The organism is Pseudomonas sp. FSO-7 (assembly GCF_059579345.1).
The window spans coordinates 558398-571979 of the sequence record NZ_CM184193.1 but is presented as its reverse complement, the minus strand read 5'-3'; the positions used below and the strand labels follow the sequence as shown (position 1 = coordinate 571979).

Genomic DNA, 13582 nt, shown 5'->3' with positions numbered 1-13582 from the left:
CCCTCGCCACATAATGCTCCTTGGCCACCGAGACATGCCGCATGCATAACCCCTGCGCCGTCATCCCGGTCTACAACCACGAAACCGCCATCACGGCGGTGGTCCAGGCGTTGCTCGCCAACGGCCTGCCCTGTGTGCTGGTGGATGACGCCAGCAGCGCGGCATGTGCCGCCGTGCTGGACCGGCTGGCCGAGGGCGAGCAGGTGCATCTGGTCAGGCTGGCCATCAACCAGGGCAAGGGTGGCGCAGTGATGACCGGCTTGCGCGAAGCATCGCGGCTGGGTTTCAGCCACGCCTTGCAGGTGGACGCCGACGGGCAGCACGATCTGGGCGACGTGAAGACCTTCATCGAGCAATCCCGTGCCCACCCGGACGCAGTGATCTGTGGGTATCCACACTACGACGCCAGCGTGCCGAAAGGTCGTCTGTACGCGCGCTACCTGACGCACGTCATGGTCTGGATCAACAGCCTGTCCCTGCAAATCCGCGATTCCATGTGCGGCTTTCGGGTCTACCCCTTGCCCCCGACCCTGGCGCTGATCGACTCGGCCAATATCGGCAAGCGCATGGATTTCGACTCGGACATCCTGGTGCGCCTGGCCTGGCGCAATCAGCCGATGCGCTGGCTGCACACCCGGGTCCATTACCCTCAAGACGGGGTTTCGCACTTTCGCCTGTTCCACGACAACGTGCTGATTTCCAGCATGCACACCCGGTTGTTCTTCGGCATGCTCGTGCGTTTCCCCCTGATTCTCTGGCGACGGTGGCGGACATGAGCCTGCAGGCAGACAAGCAACATTGGGCCGACCGCCAGGAGCGCGGCAGTTTCTGGCTGATGAAACTCACGGCACTGGCCGCCAAGGTGCTCGGCCGGCGCTTGCTGACCCCGGTGCTGTACGGCATCGTCCTGTACTTTTTCATTTTCGGCCGCAGCGCGCGCCAGGCGGCCTGGCAATACCAGCAACGCCTGGCCGATTGGAGCGCCCGCCCCGAACTGCGCCCGACCCGTTGGCGGGTGTTCGGGCAGTTCATGGCGTTCGCCGATTCCCTGCTGGACAAGCTCGACGTCTGGAACGGCAAGCTGAGCATCGACCAGATCGAAATCGTCGACCCGGCGTTGCTGCGCAATCACCTGCGCGATGCCCGCGGGCAAATGCTGGTGGGCGCGCACCTGGGCAACCTGGAGATGTGCCGGGCCCTGGCCGAGCTGGGCGAGAAAGTGACCATGAACGTGCTGGTGCACACCAAGCACGCCGAGCAGTTCAACCGTTTGCTGGGCGAGGCCGGTGCCACGCACTTGCGGCTGATCCAGGTCAGCGAGTTGAACCCGGTGATCATGTTGCAGCTGAGCGAGCGCCTGGAGCGCGGCGAGTGGCTGGCGATTGCCGGCGACCGCGTACCGCTGCACGGCGGGCGCAGCGTGACCGTGGACTTCATGGGGCACCCGGCGGCATTCCCGCAAGGCCCCTGGCTGCTGGCCGGCCTGCTCAAATGCCCGGTCAACCTGCTGATGTGCCTCAAGCACGAGGGGCGCTATCGCGTCACCCTCGAACCCTTCGCCGATGCCATAGCGTGGAAACGCAACGAGCGCGAGCAAGTGATCGCCCACTGGGCCGCCCGCTATGCCGAGCGCCTGGCGCAATACTGCCTCCAGGGGCCCCAACAGTGGTTCAACTTTTACCCTTTCTGGAAGACCGATGACGATGCCCACTCTTGAGCCGGTAACCTTCGGCGAACGCCCCTTGCGCATTGAAGATGTGTTGGCCCTGGCCAACCGCCAGGCACCGACGCAGTTGCAGGACGATCCGGCGTTCCGTCAACGCATTGCCAAGGGTGCGCAATTCCTCGATTCCCTGCTGGACAAGGAAGGCGTGATCTACGGCGTGACCACCGGTTATGGCGACTCTTGCGTGGTGGCCGTGCCGTTGCACCACGTCGAAGCCCTGCCGCGTCACCTGTATACGTTCCACGGCTGCGGCCTGGGCAAGCTGCTCGATGCCCAGGCCACCCGTGCCGTGCTGGCGGCGCGTTTGCAGTCGCTGTGCCACGGCGTGTCGGGGGTGCGGGTAGAACTGCTGGAGCGCCTCCAGGCCTTTCTCGAACACGACATCCTGCCGCTGATTCCGGAAGAAGGCTCGGTGGGCGCCAGTGGCGATTTGACGCCGCTGTCCTACGTCGCCGCCACGCTGTCCGGTGAACGGGAAGTGCTGTTCCGTGGCGAACGCCGCCTGGCCGCCGACGTGCACCGGGAACTGGGCTGGACGCCCCTGGTGCTGCGGCCCAAGGAAGCCCTGGCGCTGATGAACGGCACCGCCGTAATGACCGGCCTGGCCTGCCTGGCCTTCGCCCGCGCCGACTACCTGCTGCAACTGGCGACCCGCATCACCGCGCTGAACGTCGTCGCCCTGCAAGGCAACCCGGAACATTTCGACGAACGCCTGTTCGCCGCCAAGCCACACCCGGGGCAGATGCAGGTCGCCGCGTGGCTGCGCAAGGACCTGGCGATCGATGCCCCGACCGCGCCGCTGCATCGCCTGCAGGATCGCTATTCCCTGCGCTGCGCCCCCCATGTGCTGGGAGTATTGGCTGACAGCCTGGGCTGGTTGCGCGCGTTCATCGAAACCGAACTCAACAGCGCCAACGACAACCCGATCATCGACGCCGAAGCCGAGCGCGTGCTCCACGGCGGGCATTTCTACGGCGGGCATATCGCCTTCGCCATGGACAGCCTGAAAAACCTGGTGGCCAACGTCGCCGACTTGCTCGATCGCCAGCTCGCGCTGCTGGTGGACGAACGCTACAACCATGGCCTGCCGAGCAACCTGTCCGGCGCCAGCGCCGAGCGGGCGATGCTCAACCATGGCTTCAAGGCCGTGCAGATCGGCACCAGCGCCTGGACCGCCGAAGCCCTGAAAAACACCATGCCGGCCAGCGTGTTCTCGCGCTCCACCGAGTGCCACAACCAGGACAAAGTGAGCATGGGCACCATCGCCGCCCGGGACGCGATCCGCGTGCTGGAGCTGACCGAACAGGTCGCCGCCGCCACCTTGCTGGCGGCCAACCAGGGCGTGTGGCTGCGCAGCCGCGCCGAAGACGCGCGGCCGCTGCCGCCGGCCCTGGCCGCCATGCACCGGCAACTGGCCGAAGATTTCCCTCCGGTCATCGAAGACCGCGCCCTGGAAGGCGAACTGCGCCTGTGCCTGCAACGCATCGCCGAACAACACTGGAGGCTGCATGCGTAGCCAAGGTGTTCTGCACGTCGACACCCACATCGTGGTGCCGTTTTTCGACGTCGATTCGATGAACGTGGTCTGGCACGGCCACTACGTCAAATACCTGGAAGTGGCCCGCTGTGCGCTGCTCGACCTGATCGGCCACAACTACAACGACATGCTCGAATCCGGCCATGCGTGGCCGGTCATCGACCTGCAATTGCGCTACGTGCGCAGTGCCGTGTTCGGCCAGGCCCTGACCGTGCGTGCGAGCCTGGTGGAATGGGAAAACCGGCTGAAGATCAACTACCTGATCAGCGACGCAGCCACCGGTGAGCGCTTGACCCGCGCCAGCTCGGTGCAAGTGGCGGTGGACCTCGCCAGTCGCGAAATGCTGCTGGCCTCGCCCCGGGTCTTTGTCGAAGCCGTTGAAAGGAAACTGTCATGAAGCGCCTGTCCACTTGGCTATTGCTGTGCTGCCTGTCGCCGCTGGCCCAGGCCTTCGACTTGCAACAGTTGAGCGAGCAACTGGCCCGTCCGGAAGTGATCCACGGGCAGTTCATCCAGGAAAAACACCTGCGCGCCCTGCCCCAGCCCCTGACCAGCAAGGGCCGCTTCGTGCTGGCGAAAAACCACGGCCTGCTGTGGCTGCTGCAAACCCCACTGCAACAGGATTACCGCATCACCGCCCAGGGCATCGCCCGACGGGACGGCAATGCCTGGCAGATGCTGCCGAACAAGAGCGCCGGCGCCGAGCAGAACCGCCTGTTCCTGGCGGTATTGCAGGGCGACAGCAGTGGCTTGCAACGGGATTTCGAGCTGAGCCTGTCGGGCGAGCCGCAGCAGTGGAAACTCACCCTGACCCCGCGCTCGGTGCTGCTCAAGCAGGTCTTCAACCAGATCAACATTGACGGCGGCGAACTGGTCCAACGTATCGAACTGCTGGAAACCCAGGGCGACAGCACCGTGCTGCGCATGCAGGACGCTACCGGCGCGCAACCGTTGAGCGAAGCGGAGCAACATGATTTTGCCGAGTGAACGGATGCTGCCTCGACTGTTCCTGATCCTGCTGCTGGCAGTGCTTGCGCTCGCCGGCTGGCAATGGCGCAACGGTGCGCCGCTGTCGGCCAATCTCATGGAACTGGTGCCGGGCACGTCGCCCGATGCCTTGGAACTGATCGCCGAACAGCGCATGCAGGAACCACTCAATCGTGAGGTACTGGTGCTGGTCGGTCACACCGATCGCCAGCAAGCCATCGCCCTGGCACAAACCCTGGGCGAGCAATGGCAGGCCAGCGGCCTGTTCGACAAGGTGCAGTGGACGCTGCAGGCCGACTTGCCGGCGCTGCGTACGCAACTGCTCAACGGGCGGTTGGCGATGCTCTCGGCGACGGACCGCCAGCAATTGATCGAGCAGCCCCAGGCGTTCATCCAGCAACGGGTGCAGGCCCTGTTCGACCCGTTCAGCGGCTTCAGTCTGGTGCCGAACCAGGACGATTGGCTGGGCCTGACCGGGCGCATCCAGAACAGCCAGCCCCAACGCGGCGCGATAAAATTCGACATCGGCAGCGGTGCGTTGGTCGCCGATGCCGACGGTAAAAGCTGGGTGATGCTGCGGGCCCGCGCCCAGGGCAACGCCTTCGACATGAACCTGCCGCTGCAAGTGGCCGAGCTGCTGCAACGCAGCCGCGACCAGGCGAGCCAGGCCCAGGGGCAACTGCTGGCGGCCAGCGGCCTGCTGTACGCCGCCAGCGGCCAGCAACAGGCGTCGCGGGAAATCACCTGGGTCGGCGGTGGCGCGACGGTCGGCATCCTGCTGCTGTTGTTGCTGGCCTTCCGACGCCTGCGCGTGTGGCTGGCGTTCGTGCCGGTGCTGGTGGGCATGCTGTTCGGCGCCGTGGCGTGCGTGGCCTTGTTCGGGCGCATGCATGTGATGACCCTGGTACTGGGCTCCAGCCTGATCGGCGTCGCGGTGGACTACCCCCTGCACTACCTGTCCAAGAGCTGGAGCCTCAAGCCATGGCGCAGTTGGCCGGCCTTGCGCCTGACCCTGCCGGGGCTGAGCCTGAGCCTGGCGACCACCTGCATCGGCTACCTGGCCCTGGCCTGGACACCGTTCCCGGCCCTGACCCAGATCGCGATATTTTCCGCCGCTGGGCTGGTCGGCGCCTACTTGACCGCGGTCTGCCTGTTGCCGGCGCTGCTCAAGGGTGCAGACCTGCGTCCGGCCCAATGGCCGTTGCGGCTGTGCGAATGCCTGCTCCAGATCCGTCAAGCGTTGTTGGCACGGGTGCCCACGCCGGTGCTGTTGGTTTTGCTGCTGAGCTTTTGCGCCGGCGGCCTCTGGCACCTGACCACGAAAAACGACATCCGCCAGTGGATCGGCACGCCCCGGCACCTCACCGACGAAGCCCGCGACATCGCGCGCATCACCGGCTTCCAGCCCACCAGCCAGTTCTTCCTGATTCGCGCCGACGATCAGTCCCAACTGCTGGAGCGCCAGACCGCCCTCAACGAGCGCCTGGACCAGTTGATTGCCCTGGACAAACTCCAGGGCTACCTGTCGCTGAACCAACTGGTGAGCCCGCCCGCCGACCAGCAGAAAGTACGCGAGGCCCTGGCCCGGTTGCCGGCCTTCTGGCAACCACTGCTGGACCTGGGCGTACCGGTCGCCGCGCTGCAAGCGGAGCTGGCGCAGTTGCAGGCCCTGCCAGTGACAGACATCGATGCCGCGCTGGCCGGCCCCCTGGCCGAACCGTACCGCACGCTCTGGCTCGGCACCACCGCCCAAGGCGTGGCCGCCATGATCAGCCTGCAAGGCTTGAACGATGCCGCGCTGCTGCGCGTGCAAGCCGTGGACCTGCCGGGTGTTCAACTGGTGGATCGCCTGGGCGACCTGAACCGGGTCTTCGCCGCCACGCAGGTCAGCGCCGCCGAGTTGAAACTGGCCTCCTGCGTACTGATTGTGCTGCTGCTGATCTGGCCCTTCGGTGTCGGCGCGGCCTTGCGCATCGTCGCCCTCCCATTGCTGGCCGCGCTGTGCAGCCTGGCGAGCCTCGGCTGGCTGGGGCAGCCACTGACCTTGTTCAGCCTGTTCGGCCTGTTGCTGGTGACGGCCATCGGTGTCGATTACGCGATCCTGATGCGCGAACAGATCGGCGGTGCCGCCGTGAGTCTACTGGGCACCTTGCTGGCGGCGGTCACCACCTGGCTGTCGTTCGGCCTGCTGGCATTATCCAGCACACCGGCGGTGAGTAACTTCGGCCTGGCGGTGAGCCTGGGGCTGGCCTTCAGTTTCATGCTGGCGCCGTGGGCCGGGCGCCAGGAACACCCTATATCTGCTCAAGAAGACCAACGATGACCAACGATATCCAAGGAACCCCAATGCCTGTCACTGAAACGGAATATCGCCAGGTCGTCATCATCGGTGCCGGTCCCTCCGGGGCCATCGCCGCCGCGCTGCTCAAGCGCAAGGGCCACGATGTGCTGGTCATCGAGCGTCAGCATTTCCCACGCTTCTCCATCGGTGAGAGCCTGTTGTCCCATTGCCTGGATTTCGTTGAAGAAGCGGGCATGCTCGACGCGGTGAATGCCGCCGGTTTCCAGCGCAAGAACGGCGCCGCGTTTGCCTGGGGCGAGCGCTACAGCGCCTTCGATTTCGGCGATACCTTCAGCAACGGCAAGCCCACGACCTTCCAGGTGCAACGCGCCGACTTCGACAAATTGCTGGCCGACCAGGCCGCCCTGCAAGGCGTGGAGATCCGCTACGGCCAGGCGATTGCCAGTGCCGACTTCACCCTCGCCAAACCACGACTGGGCGTACAGCGCGAAGACGGCAGCGAGTACCGTGTCGAAGCCGACTTCGTGCTCGATGCCAGCGGCTACGGTCGCGTCCTGCCACGCCTGCTGGACCTGGAGGCGCCGTCGAACTTCCCGCTGCGCCAGGCCGTGTTCACCCACATCGAGGATCGCATCGACGCTCCGACGTTCGACCGGGAAAAGATCCTGATCACCACCCACCCGAGCAAACGTGACGTATGGTTCTGGACCATTCCGTTCAGCGGCGGGCGCTGCTCGGTGGGCGTGGTCGCGGCGGCGGAACATTTCGCCGGCCGCACCGACGACCTCGATGCCTGCCTGCGCGGTTTCATCGATGAAACCCCGAGCCTGGCCGGCGTGCTGCAGAACGCGGTGTGGGACACCCCGGCGCGGACTATTGGCGGCTACTCGGCCAACGTCAAGACCCTGCACGGCCCTGGCTTCGCCCTGTTGGGCAACGCTGCGGAATTCCTCGACCCGGTGTTCTCCTCCGGCGTCACCATCGCCATGCGTTCGGCGAGCATGGCCGCCGACGTGCTCCACCGTCAGTTGCAAGGTGAAAGCGTGGATTGGCAAAGCGAGTTCGCCGAGCCGCTCAAGCGCGGCGTCGACACCTTCCGCTGCTATGTCGAGGGTTGGTACGCCGGCACCTTCCAGGACGTGATTTTCTACACTGAAGGCTCAGACGACATCCGGCGCATGATCAGCTCGATCCTGGCCGGCTACGCCTGGGACCAACGCAACCCGTTCGTCAGTGAACCCAAGCGGCGCCTGCGCATGCTCTCGGAGATCTGCGCGAGCCCGGCGCCGAGTCAGCGGCCATGAGCTACCTGAGCGACAACTACGTCGAAGAAACCCGCTTCGGCTTCTGGTTCCTGCGCAGCCACACCTGGCAGCACCACGTGTTGCGCGTGGCGATCAACGACCTGCGCAGCCTGTTCAGTACCGCGCTACCGGCCAACCCGGTGCTGCTGGACGCCGGTTGCGGCCAGGGCAAGTCGTTCCAGTACCTGCGCCAGGTGTTCGCGCCACACCGCCTGATCGGCGTGGATGCCGACCCCCACAGCCTGGACCTGAGCCGGGAGGAAGCCACGCGCCAAGGCATGGCCGTGGAACTGATCGGCAGCGACTGCGCGACCTTGGCGGTGCCCGACGCCAGCGTCGACCTGCTGTTCTGCCACCAGACGTTCCATCACCTGGTGGAGCAGGAAAAAGCCCTCGCCGAGTTCTACCGCGTACTCAAGCCCGGCGGCTATCTGCTGTTCGCCGAATCCACCGAGGCCTACATCGATACCTGGGTGATCCGCTGGCTGTTTCGTCATCCCATGCACGTGCAGAAAAGTGCCGCGCAGTACCTGCAGATGATCCGCGACCAAGGGTTCCAGTTCGAAGACCGCAACGTGTCCTACCCGTATCTGTGGTGGAGCCGCGCCAAGGATTTCGGCCTGCTGGAGCGCTTTGGCCTGCGTCGGCCCAAGCCGTTTGGCGAGCGTGAGGAAACCCTGGTCAACGTGGTGGCGCGCAAGCCTCGCGAAGGGGCGGCCGGATGATCCGTGGCCTGCTGATTGCCTGTGTGTTGCTGCTCAGCGCCTGCGCCAGCCAGGCGCCGCTGCCCGCCCGCACGCCGACCCTGGCGTTGCCGATGCAACTGCACATCGAACGAACACTGGCCGACCAACGCCAGGACTGGTTGCTGGTGATCCAGCGCGAAGACACCGGCATCCGTTGGTCGATGATGGACCCGCTGGGCATTCCCGTGGCCCGCCAGCGCCTGGTCGACGGCCAGTGGCAGGCCGACGGTCTGCTGCCGCCCAATGCCGAAGCCCGGGAGTTGTTCGCCGCGCTGTTGTTCGCCCTGACCCCCGAGGCCGAGCTGTCCGGCAACTATCCGGCGGCCCGGGAACAGGCATCGCAACGGACCCTCGATAATCGTTGGCAGGTGCGCTACACGCAGCCGCTGGATTTTGAAATGAGCCTGCCCCAAGGCCCCCGCTACCGCATCACACCGCTGACCGAGAACGCCCCATGACCGCCTACCTGAATGCCCTCGGGGTGATCTGCGCCCTGGGCCGCGACAAGCACACCGTCGCGCGCAACCTGTTTGCCGGCGACTGCTCGGGCGTGCGCAGCGAGGCTGGCTGGGTGGCCGAACGGGCCTTGCCGGTCGCCGCGGTGCCGGGTGAGCTCGCGCCCATCCTCCCGGCCCTGGCGGCGCAACGCAGCCGCAATAATCAATTGCTGTTGGAGGCGGGGCTGCAGATTCGCGCCGAGATCGACCAAGCCATCCAAGCCTACGGTCACGCCCGCATCGGCATCGTCCTGGGCACCAGCACGTCGGGCATCGATGAGGCCAGCCAGGGCATCGCTCATTATCTGCGCGAGCAGCGCTTCCCCGACGGCTACGACTACCAGCAACAGGAACTCAGCGCGCCGGCCAACTTTCTTTCCGACTGGCTCGGCCTGAGCGGCCCGTCCTACGTGATCTCCACAGCCTGCACCTCCAGCGCCCGGGCCTTGATGAGCGCCCGGCGCCTGTTGGACCTGGGCCTGTGCGATGCCGTGCTGTGCGGTGGCGTGGACAGCCTGTGCAAACTGACCCTCAACGGTTTTTCCGCGCTGGAGGCGGTGTCGAACGAACGCTGCAATCCGTTTTCGGTGAACCGCAGCGGCATCAACATTGGCGAAGCGGCGGTGCTGTTTCTCATGAGCAAGACCCCTGGCGAGGGAGCACCGATTGCCTTGCTCGGCGACGGCGCCAGTTCCGATGCCCACCATATTTCCGCACCTGAACCCAGCGGTCGCGGCGCGCGCCAGGCCATGGAAAAAGCCCTGCGTTGCGCCGGCCTCGACGCCCGCCAGATCGACTACCTGAACCTGCACGGCACCGCCACGCAACACAATGACGCCATGGAAAGCCAGGCCGTGGCCGGGCTGTTCCCGGCGGGCGTGCCCTGCTCGTCCACCAAGCCCATGACCGGCCACACCCTCGGCGCGGCCGGGGCGCTGGAAGCGGCGTTCTGCTGGCTGGCCCTGAGCGCGGAAAACACCGCCCAGGCCCTGCCACCGCACCTCTGGGACGGCCAGGCCGATCCTGCCCTGCCAGCGCTGAACTGGGTCACCGCCAACACCCGCCTGAACCCGGCCACCCCGCGCCGCCTGATGAGCAATTCATTTGCCTTCGGCGGCAACAACGTCAGCCTGATTATCGGAGACGCCCCATGATTGACTGGCCGCTCGCCGAACTGCTGCCCCATGCCGGCGACATGATCCTCATCGACCGGATCCTGTCGTTCGATGACGAACAGATCCACACCCACGCCACCGTCAAGCCCGGCGGTTTGTTCAACCGCGACGACGGCGCGCTGCCGGCCTGGGTCGGCATCGAGCTGATGGCCCAGAGTGTGGCAGCGTTTGCCGGTTGCCACGCCCGCCGACGCGGCGATGCCGTGGAGCTGGGCTTTCTGCTCGGCACCCGCAAGTTCGAATGCAACGTCGACTGTTTTCCCGCCGGCACCGCGCTGAGCATCCATGGCGTGCGCTCCCTGGAAGACGACAACGGCATGGGCGTGTTCGAATGCCACATCCACGCCCCCGGCATCCATGCCACGGCCCGACTCAATGTCTTCCGTCCGCCCCAGGCCGCTCATTACCTTCACGAACCGTCCGCAACAGGAACCCCGTCATGACTGAATCCGTACTGGTCACCGGCTCCAGCCGTGGCATCGGTCGCGCCATCGCCCTGCGCCTGGCCCAGGCCGGGCACGACCTCGTGCTGCACTGCCGCAGCGGCCGCGCCGAGGCCGAAACAGTCCAGGCACAAATCCAGGCCTTGGGCCGCAACGCCCGGGTGCTGCAATTCGACGTGGCCGACCGCGCCGCCTGCAAGGCCATTCTCGAAGCCGATGTCGACGCCCACGGCGCCTATTACGGCGTGGTGCTCAATGCCGGCCTGACCCGCGATGGCGCCTTCCCGGCCCTGAGCGAAGACGACTGGGATGTGGTGATGCGCACCAACCTCGACGGTTTCTACAACGTACTGCACCCGGTGATGATGCCGATGATCCGTCGGCGCGCCGCCGGAAGGATCGTCTGCATCACGTCGGTTTCCGGGCTGATCGGCAATCGCGGCCAGGTCAACTACAGTGCGTCGAAGGCCGGTTTGATCGGCGCGGCCAAGGCGTTGGCAATCGAGCTGGGCAAGCGCAAGATCACCGTCAATTGCGTCGCGCCGGGGTTGATCGACACCGCCATGCTCGATGAAAACGTACCCGTGGAAGAACTGATGAAAATGATCCCCGCCCAGCGCATGGGCACCCCGGAAGAAGTGGCTGGCGCAGTGAACTTCCTGATGTCCGCCGAAGCCGGCTACATCACCCGGCAAGTCTTGGCCGTCAACGGAGGCTTGTGCTGATGAAACGCGTCGTCGTCACCGGCATGGCCGGCATCACCTCCGTGGGCAGCGACTGGGAGACCATCGCCGCCAACTTCGCCGCCAACCGCAGCGGCATCCGGCGCATGGATGAGTGGGACCGTTTCACCGAACTGAACACGCGCCTGGCCGGCCCCATCGACGATTTCCAGGTTCCGGCCCACTGGACCCGCAAGCAACTGCGCAGCATGGGTCGGGTCTCGCGCCTGGCGGTCGCATCGGCGGAACAGGCCCTGGCCGACGCCGGCCTGCTGGGCGACGAATCGATCAAGGACGGGCGCATGGGCGTGTCCTGCGGTTCGTCCACCGGCAGCACCGACGAGATCAAGGCGTTCGGCAACATGCTGCTCAACAGCGTGGCCGAAGGCCTGAACGCCAACTCCTATGTGCGGATGATGCCCCACACCACGGCGGCCAACATCAGCATATTTTTCGGGCTGACCGGACGCCTGATCCCCACGTCCAGTGCCTGCACCAGCGGCAGCCACGGCATCGGCTACGCCTACGAGGCCATCAAGTTCGGGCGCCTGCCGTTGATGCTGGCCGGCGGGGCGGAAGAACTGTGCCCGACCGAAGCGATGGTCTTCGATGCGCTCTACGCCACCAGCCTGAAAAACGATGCGCCGCAAACCAGCCCACGCCCCTATGACAAGGGCCGCGATGGCCTGGTGATCGGCGAAGGCGCCGGCATGCTCGTGCTTGAAGAACTGGAACACGCCCTGGCCCGGGGCGCACGGATCCATGCCGAAATCGTCGGCTTCGGCAGCAATGCCGACGGCCAGCACGCCACCCGCCCCGAACTGGTCACCATGCGCCGGGCCATGGAACTGGCCCTGGAAGATGCCGGTCTCGAACCCTCGGCCATCGGCTACGTCAACGGCCACGGCACCGCCACCGAACAGGGCGACATTGCCGAAACCCTGGCCACCAGCAGCCTGTTTGGCGAGCACATGCCCATCAGTTCGCAGAAGAGCTTCCTCGGCCACACCCTGGGGGCCTGCGGGGCACTGGAGTCCTGGTTCAGCATCGAAATGATGAACCGCGACCTCTACGTGCACACCTTCAACCTCGATGAGGTTGACCCCCAATGCGGCCAGCTCGATTACCTGCGCAACGAATTCCGGCCGATGAGCCACGAATACGTGATGAACAACAATTTCGCCTTTGGTGGGGTCAACACCTCGCTGATCTTCCGCCGCTGGCGCTGAATCGGATTCAAAACCCCGTTACCCCTCGTCAAGGAGACCATGATGTCGTTGAAGAAAATCGCCGTGACCGCCGCCCTGTTGCTCAGCACCCTGCCAAGCCTCAGCCAGGCCCGTGATACCGCGCTGTTCCTGCCGTTCGACAAGGTCGTCGCCGAAGCCATCCGCACCGGCAAGATCGACGGCAGCGTGAAATTCTACCTGGCCGGCAACAAACCGGCGGGCAACGTCACCGTGGTCAGCCCCGGCGCCGTGACCAACAAGAAAACCAATGCCTTCAACAAGTCCGATGAAGTGGCCTGCGAATGGGTGCTGCAATCAGCCCTGATCAGCCTGCACCAGGCCGCCAAGAACGCCGGCGCCAACGCCGTCACCAACATCGTCAGCTTCTACAAGAGCAACGAACGCAAAGACCCCACCACCTACGAATGTCACGCGGGCGCGATCATGGCTGGCGTTGCGTTGAAGGGGGATTTGGCGAAGGTGCAGTAATAAGCGCTTTTTGAACCGTTAGAAAAGCCTGGCGACTCATGCCAGGCCATCAAACAACCCTCATGTGGGAGCGAGCTTGCTCGCGATAGCGGTGGGTCAGCGCCGGTGAGGTTGGCTGTGCTGCCGTCATCGCGAGCAGGCTCGCTCCCACAGGGTTTGATGGCACCCCAGGATATTGCGAACACCCTGGATCCACTGTGGGAGCGAGCCTGCTCGCGATTGCGGTGGGTCAGTGCCGGTGAGGTTGGCTGTGCCGCCGTCATCGCGAGCAAGCTCGCTCCCACAGGGTTTGATGGCACCCCAAGATATTGCGAACACCCTGGATCCACTGTGGGAGCGAGCCTGCTCGCGATTGCGGTGGGTCAGTGCCGGTGAGGTTGGCTGTGCCGCCGTCATCGCGAGCAAGCTCGCTCCCACAGGGTTTG

Annotated in this window: 14 protein-coding genes; all 14 read left to right on the top strand. The window is 65.3% G+C overall.

Annotated elements, in window-relative coordinates:
- Window positions 1-41 precede the first annotated feature (41 nt).
- From AC515T_RS02485 to AC515T_RS02420, 14 genes are read left to right on the top strand one after another with little or no spacing between them, the layout of a single operon-like run.
- On the top strand, window positions 42-776 hold the full coding sequence (locus AC515T_RS02485) for a glycosyltransferase family 2 protein (protein WP_496531311.1): 735 nt from the start codon (window positions 42-44) through the stop codon (window positions 774-776).
- Window positions 773-1717: a lysophospholipid acyltransferase family protein gene (locus tag AC515T_RS02480; RefSeq protein ID WP_496531310.1), complete on the top strand. Its 945-nt coding sequence runs from the start codon at window positions 773-775 to the stop codon at window positions 1715-1717. The genes AC515T_RS02485 and AC515T_RS02480 overlap by 4 nt, the downstream gene beginning before the upstream one ends.
- Complete coding sequence (locus AC515T_RS02475; RefSeq protein WP_496531309.1) at window positions 1698-3242, top strand: HAL/PAL/TAL family ammonia-lyase; 1545 nt, start codon at window positions 1698-1700, stop codon at window positions 3240-3242. The genes AC515T_RS02480 and AC515T_RS02475 overlap by 20 nt, the downstream gene beginning before the upstream one ends.
- Entirely contained in the window at window positions 3235-3660 is a 426-nt protein-coding gene (locus AC515T_RS02470; protein WP_496531308.1) for an acyl-CoA thioesterase, read from the top strand. The genes AC515T_RS02475 and AC515T_RS02470 overlap by 8 nt, the downstream gene beginning before the upstream one ends.
- Window positions 3657-4250, top strand: a complete 594-nt coding sequence (locus tag AC515T_RS02465) for an outer membrane lipoprotein carrier protein LolA (protein WP_496531307.1) — start codon at window positions 3657-3659, stop codon at window positions 4248-4250. The genes AC515T_RS02470 and AC515T_RS02465 overlap by 4 nt, the downstream gene beginning before the upstream one ends.
- Complete coding sequence (locus tag AC515T_RS02460; protein WP_496531306.1) at window positions 4234-6573, top strand: MMPL family transporter; 2340 nt, start codon at window positions 4234-4236, stop codon at window positions 6571-6573. The genes AC515T_RS02465 and AC515T_RS02460 overlap by 17 nt, the downstream gene beginning before the upstream one ends.
- Window positions 6574-6596: 23 nt before the next feature.
- A complete protein-coding gene (locus tag AC515T_RS02455; protein WP_496531305.1) occupies window positions 6597-7856 on the top strand; it encodes an NAD(P)/FAD-dependent oxidoreductase in 1260 nt (419 codons plus the stop codon).
- Window positions 7853-8581, top strand: a complete 729-nt coding sequence (locus AC515T_RS02450) for a class I SAM-dependent methyltransferase (RefSeq protein WP_496531304.1) — start codon at window positions 7853-7855, stop codon at window positions 8579-8581. Before AC515T_RS02455 ends, AC515T_RS02450 begins: the two co-directional genes overlap by 4 nt.
- On the top strand, window positions 8578-9060 hold the full coding sequence (locus AC515T_RS02445; RefSeq protein ID WP_496531303.1) for a DUF3261 domain-containing protein: 483 nt from the start codon (window positions 8578-8580) through the stop codon (window positions 9058-9060). Before AC515T_RS02450 ends, AC515T_RS02445 begins: the two co-directional genes overlap by 4 nt.
- Window positions 9057-10253, top strand: a complete 1197-nt coding sequence (locus tag AC515T_RS02440) for a beta-ketoacyl-[acyl-carrier-protein] synthase family protein (RefSeq protein WP_496531302.1) — start codon at window positions 9057-9059, stop codon at window positions 10251-10253. Before AC515T_RS02445 ends, AC515T_RS02440 begins: the two co-directional genes overlap by 4 nt.
- The gene (locus AC515T_RS02435) at window positions 10250-10717 is read left to right on the top strand and encodes a hotdog family protein (RefSeq protein WP_496531301.1); all 468 of its coding nucleotides are present in this window, start codon (window positions 10250-10252) and stop codon (window positions 10715-10717) included. The genes AC515T_RS02440 and AC515T_RS02435 overlap by 4 nt, the downstream gene beginning before the upstream one ends.
- Entirely contained in the window at window positions 10714-11442 is a 729-nt protein-coding gene (gene fabG / locus AC515T_RS02430; RefSeq protein ID WP_496531300.1) for a 3-oxoacyl-ACP reductase FabG, read from the top strand. Before AC515T_RS02435 ends, fabG begins: the two co-directional genes overlap by 4 nt.
- Complete coding sequence (locus AC515T_RS02425) at window positions 11442-12668, top strand: beta-ketoacyl-ACP synthase (RefSeq protein ID WP_496531299.1); 1227 nt, start codon at window positions 11442-11444, stop codon at window positions 12666-12668. The genes fabG and AC515T_RS02425 overlap by 1 nt, the downstream gene beginning before the upstream one ends.
- A gap of 42 nt (window positions 12669-12710) precedes the next feature.
- Window positions 12711-13157, top strand: a complete 447-nt coding sequence (locus AC515T_RS02420; protein ID WP_003197008.1) for a hypothetical protein — start codon at window positions 12711-12713, stop codon at window positions 13155-13157.
- Window positions 13158-13582 lie beyond the last annotated feature (425 nt).